The sequence below is a fragment of the Streptomyces sp. NPDC048331 genome, assembly GCF_043201215.1.
Taxonomy (GTDB): Bacteria; Actinomycetota; Actinomycetes; order Streptomycetales; family Streptomycetaceae; genus Streptomyces.
Window position 1 is genome coordinate 64,159 of record NZ_JBICYT010000027.1, and the last position, 14,915, is coordinate 79,073.

Below are 14,915 nucleotides of genomic sequence, written 5' to 3' on the forward strand. Positions count from 1 at the left end.
CCGGCCCCCCGCCCCGACCCACCACCGACACCGACCCGCCAAATCCCAGCCCCGCCGGCGATTGAGGCGCGGGGTCCGGGGCAGCGCCCCGGCAACGGCGCCGCACCGCCAAGCGCACCGCAGGGCACGGGCAGCGCCCCGGCACACACCACGCACCGCCGAGCACCCCGCAGGGGCCGGGCAGAGCCCCGGCAACGGCGCCGCACCGCCAGGCGCACCGCAGGGCACGGGCGAGTCAGTACGACTTGGGGAGGCCCAGGGTTTGGTGGGAGATGAAGTTCAGGATCATCTCCCGGCTGACCGGGGCGATGCGGGCCACGCGGGAGGCCGTGATGAGGGAGGCGAGGCCGTACTCGCGGGTGAGGCCGTTGCCGCCGAGGGTGTGGACCGCCTGGTCCACCGCCCGGACGCAGGCCTCCCCGGCGGCGTACTTGGCCATGTTCGCCGCCTCGCCGGCCCCCATGTCGTCTCCCGCGTCATACAGCGCGGCGGCCTTCCCCATCATCAGGCGGGCCAGTTCCAGCTCGATGTGTGCCTGGGCCAGCGGGTGGGCCACCGCCTGGTGGCCGCCGATGGGCTGCTTCCAGACCTGGCGGGTCTTCGCGTAGTCGACGGCCTTGGCCAGGGCGTGGCGGCCCATCCCGATGGCGAAGGCGGCCGTCATGATCCGCTCGGGGTTGAGGCCGGCGAACAGCTGGAGCAGGCCCGCGTCCTCGTCCCCGACCAGCGCGTCGGCCGGCAGGCGCACCTCGTCCAGGGTGAGTTCGAACTGCTTCTCCGCGGCCGCCAGTTCCATGTCGATGACCGTGCGGCCGAAGCCGGTGGTGTCGCGCGGCACGATGAACAGGCAGGGCTTGAGGCTGCCGGTGCGGGCGTCCTCGGTGCGGCCGACGATGAGGGTGGCGTCGGCGATGTCGACGCCGGAGATGAAGACCTTGCGGCCGGTGAGGATCCAGTCGTCGCCGTCGCGGCGGGCCGTGGTGGTGATGCGGTGGGAGTTGGATCCGGCGTCGGGTTCGGTGATGCCGAAGGCCATGGTGCGGCTGCCGTCGGCGAGGCCGGGCAGCCAGGCCTGCTTCTGGGCGTCCGTGCCGAAGCGGGCGATGACCGTGCCGCAGATGGCGGGCGAGACGACCATCATGAGCAGGGGGCAGCCGGCTGCCCCGAGTTCCTCCAGGACGATGGAGAGTTCGGCGATGCCGCCGCCTCCGCCGCCGTACTCCTCGGGGAGGTTGACCCCGAGGTAGCCGAGCTTCGCGGCGTCGGCCCACAGTTCGTCGGGGTGGCCGCCCTCGCGGGCGACGCGGGCGAGGTACTCGCGGCCGTAGCGCTGCCCAAGGGCGGCGACGGCGGTGCGCAGGGCTTTGTGTTCGACGGATTCGATGGTGGAGCTCATGGCTGCGGTTCCTCCTGGACTACGGCGAGCAGGGCGCCGAACTCGACCTGTCGGCCGGTGGCGGCGTGGAGCGCGGTGAGCGTGCCGGAGGCGGGAGCGAGGATGCGGTGCTCCATCTTCATGGCCTCCAGCCAGAGCAGGGGCTGGCCGGCGGTGACGGTGCTGCCGGGGGCGAGGCCCTCGGCGACGCGGACCACGGTGCCGGGCATGGGGGCGAGCAGCGAGCCCGGTTCCGTGCGGTCCTGGGGGTCCGGGAAGCGGGGTACGGGGGTGAAGGCGTGGGCGCCGAGGGCGGAGTCCACGTAGATCTTGTTCGAATTACGTTTCACGTGGAACACCCGGCGGATTCCGTCGACTTCGAGGGTGACGAGGGCGGGGGTGGCGGCCAGGACCCGGATTCCGGGGTGGTTCACCGGGTGGTACTGGACCTCGTACGCGGTCTCGGCCTCGGTGTAGCGGCGGGTCTGCGGTTGGGAGCGGACGTTGCGCCAGCCGCCGAGGCGGGCGGCGAGGGGGGCGTCCGGGCCGGGGGCCGCTTCGGCGAGGGCCGCCGCGAGGGCCGCGGGGGTGGGGTCGGGGGCGCCGGTGGTGAGGGTGTCGAGGTGGCGGTCGTAGAAGCCGGTGTCGAGCTGTCCGGCGGCGAACTCCGGGTGGCGCAGGGACCGTACGAGGAGTTCGCGGTTGGTGGTGAGTCCGTGGATGCGGGCTCCGGCGAGGGCGGCGGCGAGAGCGCGGACGGCCTCGGCGCGGGTGGGGGCGTGGGCGACGACCTTGGCGAGCATGGGGTCGTAGTGGATGCCGACGGTGTCCCCGGCGGTGAAGCCGGTGTCGACGCGGACCTCGCCGGCGATGGTGAGGGTGTGCAGGGCGCCGGTCTGGGGGCGCCAGTCCTGGGCGGGGTCCTCGGCGTAGAGGCGGGCCTCTACGGCGTGGCCGCTGGGCCGCGGGGGCTCCGGGGACAGGGCCGCGCCCTCGGCGACACGGAGTTGGTGGGCGACGAGGTCGAGGCCGAAGACGGCTTCGGTGACGGGGTGTTCGACCTGGAGGCGGGTGTTCATCTCCAGGAAGTACGGGCGTCCGTCGGCGGTGACGAGGAACTCGACGGTGCCCGCGCCCTCGTACGAGACCGCGCGGGCGGCGGCGACGGCCGCGGCGTGGAGGTTTTCGCGGAGGGTTTCCGGCAGGCCGGGCGCGGGGGCCTCTTCGATGACCTTCTGGTGGCGGCGTTGGAGGGAGCAGTCGCGGCTGCCGAGGGCCCAGACGGTGCCGTGGCTGTCGGCGAGGATCTGGACCTCGACGTGGCGGCCGCGTTCCACGTAGGGCTCGGCGAAGACCTCTCCGTCGCCGAAGGCGGAGGCCGCTTCGGCGGACGCGGCGTGGAGGGCCTCCTTGAGGGCGTCCAGGTCGCGGACCACGCGCATGCCGCGGCCGCCTCCGCCGGCGGCGGCCTTGAGGAGGAGGGGCAGGTCGGCGGTGGTGGCGGTGGCCGGGTCGACGGGGTCGAGGAGCGGCACGCCAGCGGTGCGCATGAGTTCCTTGGCCCGGGTCTTGGAGGCCATGGCCTCGATGGCCTCGGGCGGCGGGCCGATCCAGGTCAGTCCGGCGGCCAGGACCTCGCGGGCGAAGTCGGCGTTCTCGGAGAGGAAGCCGTAGCCGGGGTGGACGGCGTCGGCGCCGGCGGCGAGGGCGGCCTTGATGATCAGGTCGCCGCGCAGGTAGGTGTCGGCGGGGGCGGCTCCGGGCAGCCGTACGGCCGCGTCGGCGTCGCGGACGTGCAGGGCGTCGGCGTCCGGGTCGGAGTGGACGGCGACGGTGGCCAGGCCCAGGGCGCGGGCGGTGCGGAAGATCCGGACGGCGATCTCACCGCGGTTGGCGACCAGGAGGGAGGTGATGGGCTGCTGGGTCATGTGCGGGCTCACATCCGGAAGACGCCGAAGCCGCCACGGGCGCCCTCGACGGGGGCGTTGTGGACGGCCGACAGGCACAGGCCGAGGACGGTACGGGTGTCGCGCGGGTCGATGACCCCGTCGTCGTAGATCCGCCCGGACAGGAACATCGGCAGGGACTCGGACTCGATCTGCGCTTCGACGAAGGCGCGCATGCCGGCGTCGGCTTCCTCGTCGTACGGGAGTCCCTTGGCGGCGGCGGACTGGCGGGACACGATGGAGAGCACTCCGGCCAGCTGTTGGGGGCCCATGACGGCGGACTTGGCGCTGGGCCAGGCGAAGAGGAAGCGGGGCTCGTAGGCGCGGCCGCACATGCCGTAGTGGCCGGCGCCGTAACTCGCGCCGACGAGGACGGAGAGGTGGGGGACGCGGGAGTTGGAGACCGCGTTGATCATCATCGCGCCGTGCTTGATGATGCCGCCCTGCTCGTACTCCTTGCCGACCATGTAGCCGGTGGTGTTGTGGAGGAAGAGGAGGGGGATGTCGCGCTGGTTGGCGAGCTGGATGAACTGGGCGGCCTTCTGGGACTCTGCGCTGAACAGCACGCCTTGCGCATTGGCGAGGATGCCGACCGGGTAGCCGTGCAGGGTGGCCCAGCCGGTGACGAGGCTAGGGCCGTAGAGGGGCTTGAACTCGTCGAAGTCGGAGGCGTCGACGATGCGGGCGATGACCTCGCGCGGGTCGAAGGGGGTCTTGAGGTCGGGCGGGACGATGCCGAGGAGTTCCTCGGGGTCGTGGAGGGGTTCCTCGGCCTGCGGCGGTTCCTGGTACGGCTTGCGGTGGTTCAGGCGGGCCACGACACGGCGGGCCTGGCGGATGGCGTCGTACTCGTCGAGGGCGTAGTGGTCGGCGAGTCCGGAGGTGCGGGCGTGCATGTCGGCTCCGCCGAGGGACTCGTCGTCGCTCTCCTCTCCGGTGGCCATCTTGACCAGGGGCGGGCCGCCGAGGAACACCTTGGAACGGTCCTTGATCATGATGGTGTGGTCGGACATGCCGGGGATGTACGCGCCTCCGGCGGTGGAGTTGCCGAAGACGACGGCGACGGTCGGGACGCCCTCGGCCGAGAGCCGGGTGAGGTCGCGGAAGATCGCGCCGCCCGGAATGAAGATCTCCTTCTGGGAGGGCAGGTCGGCGCCGCCGGACTCCACGAGGCTGATGACCGGCAGGCGGTTCTGCCGGGCGATCTCGTTGGCGCGCAGTGCCTTCTTCAGCGTCCACGGGTTGGAGGCGCCGCCGCGGACGGTGGGGTCGTTGGCGGTGATCAGGCACTCCACGCCCTCGACGGTGCCGATGCCGGTGACCATGGAGGCGCCGACGGGGTAGTCACTGCCCCAGGCGGCGAGCGGCGACAGCTCCAGGAATGGGGTGTCCGGGTCGAGGAGCAGCTCGACGCGCTCGCGCGCCAGGAGCTTGCCGCGCTTCCGGTGGCGGGCGGTGTACTTCTCCCCGCCGCCCTCCAGGGCTTTGGCGTGCTCGGCGTCGAGGGCGGCGAGGCGCTCCAGGGCCGCGGCACGGGCCTGCGCGTGATCGGGGGCGTTCGGGTCGACGGTGGTGCCGAGGCGGGTCATGGGGTGGCCTCCGGGGCCGGGAGGAGTGCGAGGGGGATGTCGAGGTGGCGGGCGCGGAGCCATTCGCCGAGGGCCTTGGCCTGGGGGTCGAAGCGGTGGCCGGAGGCGACGCCGGCGCCGAGGATGCCGGTGACGGTGAAGTTGAGTGCGCGCAGGTTCGGCAGGTCGTGGCGGTGCACGGCGAGGCCGCGGGTCTCGGGGAGCAGGGTCCGGAAGGCGTCCACCGTGAGGGTGCGGTGCAGCCATTCCCAGGCGGAGTCGGTTTCGACCCAGACGCCGATGTTGGCGTCGCCGCCCTTGTCGCCGCTGCGGGCCCCGGCGATGGTCCCGAGGGGCGCGCGGACGGTCTCCGGGGGCTCCGCCGGCGAGGCTGGGTGCGTCAGCCGGTCCGGCGTTCGGGGACCGGGGTCCGGGGCGGAGTCCGGGGAAACGGCGGAAGGGCGGGGCGGGGAGGAGTGGCTCGGGGCGGTCATCGGGAGCCGGGTGCCGTCCGGGAGGACTGCCGTGTGGGGGATCTCGTCCGACGGGATCAGGGTCGAGGTGAAGGTGCCGTAGGGCTGGGCCGGGCCGGGTGGGGCGGTGACGTGGAAGCCCGGGTAGCTGCCGAGGGCCAGTTCGATCGCCGTCGAGGTCAGGTCGCGTCCCACCCGGTCGGGGGACGGGTCGCGGACCACCAGCCGCAGCAGCGCACTGGCCGTCTCCTGTGTGTCGGCGTCCTCGTGGTCGGTGCGGGCCAGGGTCCAGGTGGTGTCGGCCACGCCTTCCAACACTTCGGCGAGTTGGGTGCGGACGAGGTGCGCCTTCGCTTCGATGTCCAGGCCGGTCAGGACGAAGACGACCTCGTTGCGCCAGCCACCGATCCGGGTGACGCCGACCTTCAGCGAAGGCGGCGGGGCCTCGCCGCGCACTCCCGTGACGCGTACCCGGTCGGCGCCCTCGTCGGTCAGCCGGACGGTGTCCAAGCGGGTGGTCACGTCCGGGCCGAGATACCGCACGCCCTGGGTTTCGTAGAGGAGTTGGGCGGTGACCGTGCCGGGGGTGACGGCGCCGTCCGTGCCGGGGTGTTTGGTGATGACCGCGGAGCCGTCGTCGGAGATCTCCGCCAGCGGGAAGCCGGGGCGGCGGATGTCGTGCCGGGCGAAGAAGGAGTAGTTGCCGCCGGTCGCCTGGGTGCCGCACTCCAGGACGTGTCCCGCGACCACCGCCCCCGCCAGCCGGTCGTAGGCGTCGGGGGCCCAGTCGAACCACCAGGCGGCCGGGCCGCTGACCAGCGCCGCGTCCGTGACCCGGCCGGTCACCACCACATCGGCGCCCGCCCGCAGGCAGGCCGCGATCCCGGCGCCCCCCAGGTAGGCGTTGGCCGTCAGGGCCCCGTCCACCCGCGCGGTGAGGTCGTCGCCCTCCACATGGGCGACCCGGACCGGGACGCCCACCTTCGCCGCCAGAGCCCTTACGGCGTCGGCGAGTCCGGCCGGGTTGAGGCCGCCGGCGTTCGCGACGATCCGTACGCCGCGTTCGTGCGCGAGCCCGAGCCCCTCCTCCAACTGGCGCAGGAAGGTCTTGGCGTAGCCGAGGTCCGGGTTCTTCAGGCGGTCGCGGCCCAGGATCAACAGGGTCAGCTCGGCGAGGTAGTCGCCGGTGAGCACGTCCAGCGGCCCGCCGGTCAGCATCTCGCGCAGGGCGTCGAAGCGGTCTCCGTAGAAGCCGGAGGCGTTGCCGATGACGAGGGGGCGCCGGGTCACCGCGCGGCCCCCGGCTCGCGGCCGGTTCCCGCCGGGCCGGCGAAGGCCTGGGCGATGTCCAGCCAGCGGTCGGCGTCGGGGCCGACCGCGGTCAGGGCCAGGTCGGCGCGGTGGGCCCGCTGGGTCACCAACAGGCAGAAGTCGAGCGCCGGGCCGGTGATCCGCTGTGGGGCGTCCGGCGGTCCGTACGTCCACACCCGCGCGCCGTCGGGTGCTTCGGGGGCCGTGAGCTCCACCCGGAACTCCTCGGTGGGCGCGGGCAGTCCGCGTACGGCATAGGCGTAGTCGCGGGCCCGTACGCCGATCCGCGCCACGTGCCGGAGCCGCGCGGTCGGGGTGCGGCGCACGCGGAGCGCGTCGGCCACGTCCTGGCCGTGGGCCCAGGTCTCCATCAGGCGGGCGCTGCCCATCGAGGTGGCCTTCATGGGCGGCCCGTACCAGGGGAAGCGGGTGTCGGGCGAGGCCGCGACGAGCGCCTCGTCGAGGGCGGCGCGCGTGGTGCGCCAGCGGGCGAGCAGCTCGGCGGGGGCCAGCTCCGCGCCCTCGCGGGCGCCCTCGTCGACGAACGTGTCGGGGGCCTTGAGGGCTTCCTCGACCATCAGGCCGAAGCCGGTGGCGTCGGTGAGGGCGAGGAGCGATGCCCGGTCGGTCCAGTGCAGGTGGGCGATCTGGTGGGCGATGGTCCAGCCGGGCGCGGGGGTGGCTCGGGCCCAGTCGGGGTCGGCCAACCCTCCTACCAGGGCGTCCAGTTCACGGCCCTCCTCGCGCAGATCGGCGAAGACGGCGACGGCTGCGTCGGCGGCGGACGGATCGGGCACGGTGCGCTCCCCTTCTCGGCGTGAGGGGAAGACTGGCAGCACCCATCAAAACAATCAAGCATGCTTGCATGATTTTCTCGGGTGCCGACGCCTTCCCGCCACGCGAGTCAAACCAGCTCACGGGAAAGGCAGTTGTCGCCCGGCGTAACGGCCGCAGGTCCCGCCGCGCGGCGACCCGCGGGAACGGAGGGGGCGATTCAGGCCGTAAGCCGGAAACTCGCGATACGTCACCGGATGTCCCGTCGATACTGAACGCTCCGCTCCGGGCCCGGGCGGGCGCACACGTTCCTGTCACTCGCCGAAGACGACGAAGAGGATGGACCGACGTGACTCCAGCCGCCCGTACCCCCTTCTCCACCACTCCCTTCTCGCTCTACCCCGAACTCGACACGACCGCCCTGACCGCCTTCGTCACCGCCCTGGAGAGCGGCGACGTCACCGGCCTCGCCCCCGCCCGCGCCGCCGAGATCGCCGAGGTCCGCTCGGTCGCCGTCTTCACCCGCGGCAAGGTGACCGGCGCCGACGGGGACCTCCTCGACGCCGCGTTGTGGCGGCACACCGGAACCCAGCCGCGCCCCGCGATCGTCATGCCCTCGCCGTGGACCGACCTGGGCTGGCTCCCGTACGCCGTCCAGGCCTCCCTCCTCGCCGCCCGCGGCTACAACGTCCTCGCCTACTCCGCCCGCGGCTTCGCGGGCTCCGCGGGCCAGGTCGACGTGGCGGGCCCGCTCGACGTCGCCGACGGCAGCCGGGCCCTGGACCACCTCATCGAGCGCAGCACCGGCCCCGTGACGAAGATCGGCTTCCTCGGGGACTCGTACGGCTCCGGGATCAGCCAACTCGTCGCCGCGCACGACACCCGCGTCGACGCCGTCGTCGCGCTCAGCACCTGGGGCGACCTCGGCGAGGCCTTCTACGAGAACTCCACCCGGCACATCGCGGCCGTACGGGCCCTGCTCGCCGCGGCCGCGACGGCCCGGCTGAGCCCGCAGACGCAGAGCGTCTTCGACAACGTCCTCGCCGACCGGGACGTCCAGGGCACCCTGCGCTGGGCGGAGACCCGCTCACCCTTCACCCACATCAAGGAACTCAACCGCCGCCAGGTGCCCGTCTTCTTCTCGCACGCCTGGCACGAGACGCTCTTCCCGCCCAACCAGACACTGAAGATCTTCAACGAACTGACCGGCCCCAAGCGGCTCGCCGTCTCCATCGGCGACCACTCCGGCCCCGAGATGACCGGCATGCTCGGCCTGCCCAACCGGATCTGGACGGACGCGCACCGCTGGCTCGACCGCCACCTCAAGGACGTCGACAACGGCATCGACGCCGAGGGGCAGGTGCTCGGCGAGGTCATGTGGAGCAAGACCCTCGAACCCCGCCCGACCTGGCCCTCCCTCACCGAACGCCTGGAACGGCTGCACCTCGCGGACGACGGCGAGCTCGGCGAGGAGCCGCAGGCCGGCTGGACGTCCACCGTGCTGTGCGGGATGGACACCCCCGCGACCGTCGCCGATGAGGTGGTGCGCTCCGGGTACGCGGAGATCGCCGGCCGCCCGAAGCTCTACCGGACCCAGGACATCGACCGCACCGTCGCCGCCGTATGGACCGCGGAACCGGCCGCCGAGACCACCCGGCTGCGCGGCATACCCCGGCTGCGCGTGACGTACCGGGCCGCGAACCCCGGATCCACCTTCGTCGCGTACCTCCTGGACACGGCGCCCGACGGCACGGCCCACATCATCACGCACGCCCCGTACACCGACCTCGATTCCCCGCCCGACAGCCTGATCAGCGCGGACATCGACCTTCAGGCCACGGCCTACGACGTGCCGCGCGGCCACCGGTTGATGCTGGTGATCGACGCCCGTGACCCGTTCTACGGCGACGCCAACCTGCCCCGCGCGAGCCTGGCGTTCACCTCCCCGGAGGCCACCCCGTCCTACCTGGACCTCCCGCTCGGCTGACCCGATAGCCCCGCACCCCCGTCCGACCGGCCCCCGCGACAGGCCGGACGGGGGTGGGGGCGGGCTGGGAGGCGGTGGGGCGGGAGGTGGTGGGGTGGGGCGGGGGCTTCGGGGGGCGGGAGCCGGCCGGGCGGCATCGGGGAGGGGTATGGGGGTTTCCCGTCAGTCCCATCGTCCCTCCGGGTCGGGCCGGTCCCTCAAGGGCGCTCCTTCGTCGCGTCGCTTCGCGATGGCCTACGGCCACCCTTGACCGACCGACCCGCCCCGGAGAAACGAAAGACTGCCGAGAAGCCCCCAAAGGAACGAGCCGGTCGATCCTTTCAGGGACGGGGACATCACAGAAGCCCAGGCAGGCCCGGGTGGGCGCGGTCCCGAGACGGGCCCCCAGGAGGCCGTCCGTGTCGGTGGGGCGCGCCCGATCGCTACGCGCTCCCCACCTCTCAGCGTCCGACCACCGTCTGTGGCTGGACATAGGCCGCCCACGCCTCATGGACGCTCCCCATGCGAGGCGTCCGACGACCGTCCGGGGTACACGGGCGTGGAAGCACGGCTGTTCCGTGGTGGATGCGGGTCAGCGCGCGTGGACGGTCCGGAAGACCGAAAGATTGCCCTTATCGCCCCACTTTGAGGGTGGGTTGGTGGTGCCGGGCTCGCGCCGACCCGGATCCACCACGGAATAGCCGAGCTGTCGGCCGTCCGCCCCTCTCATCGCCTCTCGTCAGCCCCTGACGGCCGCCGGTCGCGGTCACCGAGAAGCACCCAAGGGGGATGGCGGCCTATGTCCGGCCCCGGTCAGCCTTCAGCCGCCTCCCATCGGAAGCACCTACGGGTCGTGGGCGGCCTATGTCCGGCCACAGACGGTCGTCGGACGCTGAGAGGTGGGGAGCGGGTAGCGATCGGGCGCGCCCCACCCGACCCAGGGCAGGAACTGGATGGGCCTCGTCTCGGGATCGCCCTCACCGGAGCAGGGTCGGGGGGCTGTGATGTCCCCGCCCCTCAGGCCTTGGACCGGCTCGTTCTTTTGGGGGCTTCTCGGCAGTCTTTCGTTTCTCCGGGGCGGGACGGTCGGTCAAGGGTGGCCGCAGGCCATCGCGAAGCGACGCGACGAAGGAGCGCCCTTGAGGGACCGACCCGACACGGAGGGACGATGGGACTGACGGGAAACCCCCATACCCACCCCTGATGCCGCCCGAGAGGCTCCCGCCCCCCGAAGCCACCCCTCGCGGCCCGGCCCCGCCACGCCGTGGTCGCCCGTGCCGGCCCCGTCCGGCAGGCCGTCGGCATCCGCCGCCAGGCTCCGTACCCCCTCAGCAGGCCTGGCCCGGGCCCGCTTCCGCCGTCGCTCGGAGGAGGTCCCGCAGGAGGTCGAAGTCGACCTTGGCGGGGTTGCGGAAGCGGAGGCAGGCCTTGCCCATGTCGTGGGCGGCCAGACGGTCCGCGAAGGCGTCCCGGACGTCCGTGCGCAGCAGGTAGAAGGAGATGTACTGCTTCTGGCTCGCCCAGGCGATCTCGCCTTCGGTCCCGCCCGGCCGCGTGTACGCGGGCATGCCGTACGCGATGTGTTCCTCGAACCCGGTCAGCTCCCGCAGGCACAGCTCCCGCAGGCGGACCAAGGCCTCGCGGCGGGCGTCGGGGACCGCGGCGAGGTAGGTGGCGACGTCCATCAGGCGGCTTTCCTCCGGATCTGCGAGCGGACCGCGCCCATGCTGGCCGCGATCACGAGGGCGATGGCCAGGGCGTCCAGCGCGGACATGGCCTGGTGCAGGACGAGGAAGCCCGCGGTGGCGGCGATGGCCGGCTCCAGGCTCATCAGGATGGCGAAGGTCGGGGCCGGCATCCGCCGCAGCGCGAGCAGTTCCAGGGTGTACGGCAGGACGGAGGACAGGACGGCCACGCCGAGGCCGAGGGCCAGGGTGCTCGGGACCAGCAGGTCCGAGCCCGCTTCGGCGATGCCCAGCGGGAGCGATATGACGGCGGCCACCGCCATGGCCAGGGCGAGCCCATCGGCCTGCGGGAAGCGGCGGCCGGTACGCGCGCTGAACACGATGTACAGCGCCCACATCGCGCCCGCCCCGAGTGCGTAGGCGGCGCCCAGCGGGTCGAGGGAGCCGAAGCCGAGTCCGCCCCCGCCGTGTCCGGACAGCAGGACGACGCCGCCGAGGGCGAGGCCGGCCCACAGGACGTTGACCAGGCGCCGCGAGACGATGACGGAGAGGGCGAGCGGTCCGAGGACCTCCAGGGTGACGGCCGGGCCGAGCGGGATCCGGTCGATGGATTGGTAGAAGAGGCCGTTCATACCGGCCATGGCGACGCCGAAGGCGAGCACCGTGCCCCAGTCGGAGCGGGAGTGGCCGCGCATCTTCGGGCGGCACAGGAGCAGCAGCACGATCGCGGCGGCCGCGAGGCGCAGGGTGACGACGCCCGCCGCGCCCGCCCTCGGCATGATCATGACCGCGAGGGCGGCACCGAACTGCACCGAGATCCCCGCCGATATCACCAGCGCGACGGGGCCGAGGCCGGAACCGGGGCGGGAACCGGAACCGGAGCCCTGGGTGGGCGACGGGTCCGGCGCCGTTGCGGCGACGGTCGACGAGGTCGTCGGTGAGGACGAAGAGGAAGGTGCGGGCATCTACCCAGACTAAGGGGCCGTAAGGAGTGTTGCCGCATTTCCTGCCTTACAACTGACGGTCACAGCCCTTCCGCGAGGAGTTCCGCCAGGTGCCGGGCCCGGACCCCACCCAGCTGGGTGATCTGGGTGCGGCACGAAAATCCGTCCGCCTGGATCACGGCGTCCTCCGGGGCGGCGCGCAGGGACGGGAGCAGTTGTTCCTCCGCGCAGGCCACCGACACCTCGTGGTGCCCGGGCTCGAAGCCGAAGTTCCCGGCGAGGCCGCAGCAGCCCCCGCTGAGCTCGCCCGTCAGGCCGGCGCGTGCCCGTAGCCTGCGGTCGGGGCCGTCCCCGAGCACCGCGTGCTGGTGGCAGTGGGTCTGGCCGACCACCTGGCGGTCCAGGCGCGGCGGCCGCCAGGCCGGGGCGTACTCCTCCAGGGTCTCGGCGAAGGTCCGTACCGCCCCCGCCAGGCGGGCCGCGCGGGGGTCGTCGGGGAGCAGCGCGGGCAGGTCGGCGCGTAGGGCCGCGGCGCAGCTCGGCTCCAGCACCACGACGGGACCGGTTACGTCGCCCAGTGCGTCGAGCGTCCGGCGCAGGACGGTGCGGGCGCGGTCGAGCCGGCCGGTGGAGACGTAGGTCAGTCCGCAGCACACCCGGCCGGCCGGCGCGGGCACCTCGACGGCCAGTCCTGCGGCCCGGAGTACGCGTACGGCTGCTCGGCCTGCGGCGGGGTTCAGGTATTCGGTGAAGGTGTCGGGCCAGAGGGTGACGGCTGTTCCGGGTCCCGCGGGGCGGGGCCGGCGCCCCCACCATCGGGTGAACGGTTCGCGTGCCAGTTCCGGCGGTCGGCCGCCGCGCTCCCGGTCCAGCCCCGGTACGGGGAGGTGCCGGGCCAGTGCGTTGACCGCGCCGGCCGCCCGCAGGCGGGCGATCAGGCGGAGCCAGTCGGGTAGGCCGCCGAGGGTGTAGTGGGACAGCGGGCGGATGCGGCCGGCCCAGTGGTGGTGCAGGAACTCGGCCTTGTACGTGGCCATGTCCACGCCCACCGGGCAGTCGCTGCGGCAGCCCTTGCACCCCAGGCACAGGTCGAGTGCCTCGGCGACCTCGGCCGAGCGCCAGCCGTCCGTGACGATCTCCCCGGCCAGCATCTCGTGCAGCAGCCGGGCCCGGCCGCGCGTGGAGTGCCGTTCCTCTCCGGTGACCCGGTAGGAGGGGCACATCACCGAGGCGCCGCCGCCGGTGTCCGTGGTCCGGCATTTCGCGACGCCCACGCAGCGTGCGATCTCGCCCGCGAAGGGGGTGGTGGGCAGCACCGTGAAGCGCAGGTTCTCGTCCAGCCGCGCCGGCCTGACCAGGATCCCGGGGTTCATGCCGCCCGCCGGGTCCCAGACGTCCTTGTACGCGCCGAAGAGCCGGATCATGTCCGGCCCGTACATCTTGGGCAGGAGTTCGGCGCGCGCCTGGCCGTCCCCGTGTTCCCCCGACAGGGAGCCGCCGTGCGCGACGACGAGATCGGCCAGTTCCCCGGAGAAGGCCCGGAAGCGGGCGATGCCCGGCGTCGACACCAGGTCGAAGTCGATCCGTACGTGCACGCAGCCCTCGCCGAAGTGTCCGTACGGGGTTCCGCGGAGCCCGTGCGCCGCGAGCAGGGCCCGGAACTCCCGCAGATACGCGCCGAGCCGGGCCGGCGGCACCGCGCAATCCTCCCATCCCGGCCAGGCCATGCCCCCTCCCCCGGACGTCGTCCGGGAGGCGCCCCCTGGCATCCGTGTCGCGGTGCCCGCCGCGTCCTCGCGGATCCGCCACAGGGCCCGCTGCCCCGCCGGGTCGGTGACGACCGTCGCGTCGAGTGCGTCGGCGGCCCGCAGCAGTGCCCGGGCAGCGCCCTCGTCCGGCATCTCCACGAACAGCCAGGCGCCGCCCCGGGGCAGCTGCGAGGCCGTGGCGCCGACCAGGTCCTGGGCCATCCCCTCCACCGTCAGCGGCCCGTACGGCAGCAGTCCCGCGGCGGCTTCGGCCGCGGCGCTCTCGTCGGCGTAGCCGAGCACCGCGAGGACCGGCGTGCGCGGTGCCTCCACCAGGCGCACCACCGCCTCCGTCACCACCCCGAGCGTGCCCTCGCTGCCGCAGAACGCCCGGGCCGGCTGCACGCCGCGTTCGGGTAGCAGCGCGTCGAGGCCGCCGTAGCCGGAGATCCGCCGCGAGAAGCCGGGCGGCATGCCGGTGCGTAGCGGCCCGAGGTTCGCGGTGACCAGTTCCCGCAGGCCGGGCGGGGTGCCGGCCCAGCCGGTTCCGATCCGGTGCGCGGTGCCCCCGTAGGTCGCCACGGCCAGTTCGGTGACGTTGTCCGCGGTGGTGCCCCAGGCGACCGAGTGGGCTCCGCACGCGTTGTTGCCGATCATGCCGCCGAGGGTGCAGCGGGAGTGGGTGGACGGGTCGGGTCCGAAGGTCAGCCCGTGGGGGCGCACCGCGTCGCGTAGGCGGTCGAGGACGAGTCCGGGCTGGACGACGGCCGTCCTGGCCTCCGGGTCCACCGACACGAGGGCGTTCATGTGCCGGGTGAGGTCGAGGACCACGCCGATGCCGGTGGCCTGGCCCGCGATGGAGGTGCCGCCGCCGCGCGGTACGACCGGGACCCCGGCCTCGGCGCACACGGCGAGGGCGGCCGCCACGTCGTCGGCGTCGCGCGGGGCGACCACTCCCACCGGGACGCGGCGGTAGTTGGAGGCGTCCATGGTGGTCAGGGCGCGGGCGGCGGCGCCGAAGTCGATCTCCCCGCGCAGGTTCTCCCGCAATGTCCGTTCGAGTTCACCGGGTGACGTCACGACCCCACCCTCCCACCGGCCGGACCCGTCTCATCGGGTGGACGC

9 protein-coding genes are annotated in these 14,915 nt (G+C 73.3%); 1 reads left to right on the plus strand and 8 read right to left on the minus strand.

The annotated features are described in order from the left end of the window. Positions 1–235: 235 nt before the first annotated feature. From ACGFYY_RS30825 to ACGFYY_RS30845, 5 genes are all read right to left on the minus strand, one after another. The gene (locus ACGFYY_RS30825) at positions 236–1,396 is read right to left on the minus strand and encodes an acyl-CoA dehydrogenase family protein (protein WP_393714404.1); all 1,161 of its coding nucleotides are present in this window, start codon (positions 1,394–1,396) and stop codon (positions 236–238) included. Continuing rightward, positions 1,393–3,303: a biotin carboxylase N-terminal domain-containing protein gene (locus tag ACGFYY_RS30830; RefSeq protein ID WP_393714406.1), complete on the minus strand. Its 1,911-nt coding sequence runs from the start codon at positions 3,301–3,303 to the stop codon at positions 1,393–1,395. Before ACGFYY_RS30830 ends, ACGFYY_RS30825 begins: the two co-directional genes overlap by 4 nt. Positions 3,304–3,311: 8 nt before the next feature. Continuing rightward, positions 3,312–4,910, minus strand: coding sequence for an acyl-CoA carboxylase subunit beta (locus tag ACGFYY_RS30835; RefSeq protein WP_393714408.1), 1,599 nt, complete (start codon positions 4,908–4,910; stop codon positions 3,312–3,314). Further along, positions 4,907–6,580: an acyclic terpene utilization AtuA family protein gene (locus tag ACGFYY_RS30840; protein WP_393714448.1), complete on the minus strand. Its 1,674-nt coding sequence runs from the start codon at positions 6,578–6,580 to the stop codon at positions 4,907–4,909. Before ACGFYY_RS30840 ends, ACGFYY_RS30835 begins: the two co-directional genes overlap by 4 nt. Before the next feature lie 68 nt (positions 6,581–6,648). Next, on the minus strand, positions 6,649–7,470 hold the full coding sequence (locus ACGFYY_RS30845) for a TIGR03084 family metal-binding protein (protein WP_393714410.1): 822 nt from the start codon (positions 7,468–7,470) through the stop codon (positions 6,649–6,651). A gap of 326 nt (positions 7,471–7,796) precedes the next feature. Between ACGFYY_RS30845 and ACGFYY_RS30850 the strand changes: the two genes are divergently transcribed. Beyond that, a complete protein-coding gene (locus ACGFYY_RS30850; RefSeq protein WP_393714412.1) occupies positions 7,797–9,434 on the plus strand; it encodes a CocE/NonD family hydrolase in 1,638 nt (545 codons plus the stop codon). Between the two features lie 1,307 nt (positions 9,435–10,741). Here ACGFYY_RS30850 and ACGFYY_RS30855 read toward each other — a convergent pair. Genes ACGFYY_RS30855 through ACGFYY_RS30865 form a run of 3 tightly spaced genes read right to left on the minus strand, consistent with a single transcriptional unit; the run spans position 10,742 to position 14,870 of the window. Further along, the gene (locus ACGFYY_RS30855) at positions 10,742–11,098 is read right to left on the minus strand and encodes a DUF1801 domain-containing protein (RefSeq protein ID WP_393714414.1); all 357 of its coding nucleotides are present in this window, start codon (positions 11,096–11,098) and stop codon (positions 10,742–10,744) included. Further along, complete coding sequence (locus ACGFYY_RS30860) at positions 11,098–12,063, minus strand: DMT family transporter (RefSeq protein WP_393714416.1); 966 nt, start codon at positions 12,061–12,063, stop codon at positions 11,098–11,100. The genes ACGFYY_RS30855 and ACGFYY_RS30860 overlap by 1 nt, the downstream gene beginning before the upstream one ends. A gap of 59 nt (positions 12,064–12,122) precedes the next feature. Then, positions 12,123–14,870 carry an FAD-binding and (Fe-S)-binding domain-containing protein gene (locus ACGFYY_RS30865; RefSeq protein WP_393714418.1) on the minus strand — a complete coding sequence of 916 codons (2,748 nt, stop codon included), beginning with the start codon at positions 14,868–14,870 and terminating at the stop codon, positions 12,123–12,125. Between the last annotated feature and the right edge of the window lie 45 nt (positions 14,871–14,915).

Coding starts and splice junctions, on each gene's coding strand:
- ACGFYY_RS30825 (WP_393714404.1), bottom strand. CDS start 1,396: ATGAGCTCCACCATCGAATCCGTCGAACACAAAGCCCTGCGCACCGCC.
- ACGFYY_RS30830 (WP_393714406.1), bottom strand. CDS start 3,303: ATGACCCAGCAGCCCATCACCTCCCTCCTGGTCGCCAACCGCGGTGAG.
- ACGFYY_RS30835 (WP_393714408.1), bottom strand. CDS start 4,910: ATGACCCGCCTCGGCACCACCGTCGACCCGAACGCCCCCGATCACGCG.
- ACGFYY_RS30840 (WP_393714448.1), bottom strand. CDS start 6,580: ATGCTGACCGGCGGGCCGCTGGACGTGCTCACCGGCGACTACCTCGCC.
- ACGFYY_RS30855 (WP_393714414.1), bottom strand. CDS start 11,098: ATGGACGTCGCCACCTACCTCGCCGCGGTCCCCGACGCCCGCCGCGAG.
- ACGFYY_RS30860 (WP_393714416.1), bottom strand. CDS start 12,063: ATGCCCGCACCTTCCTCTTCGTCCTCACCGACGACCTCGTCGACCGTC.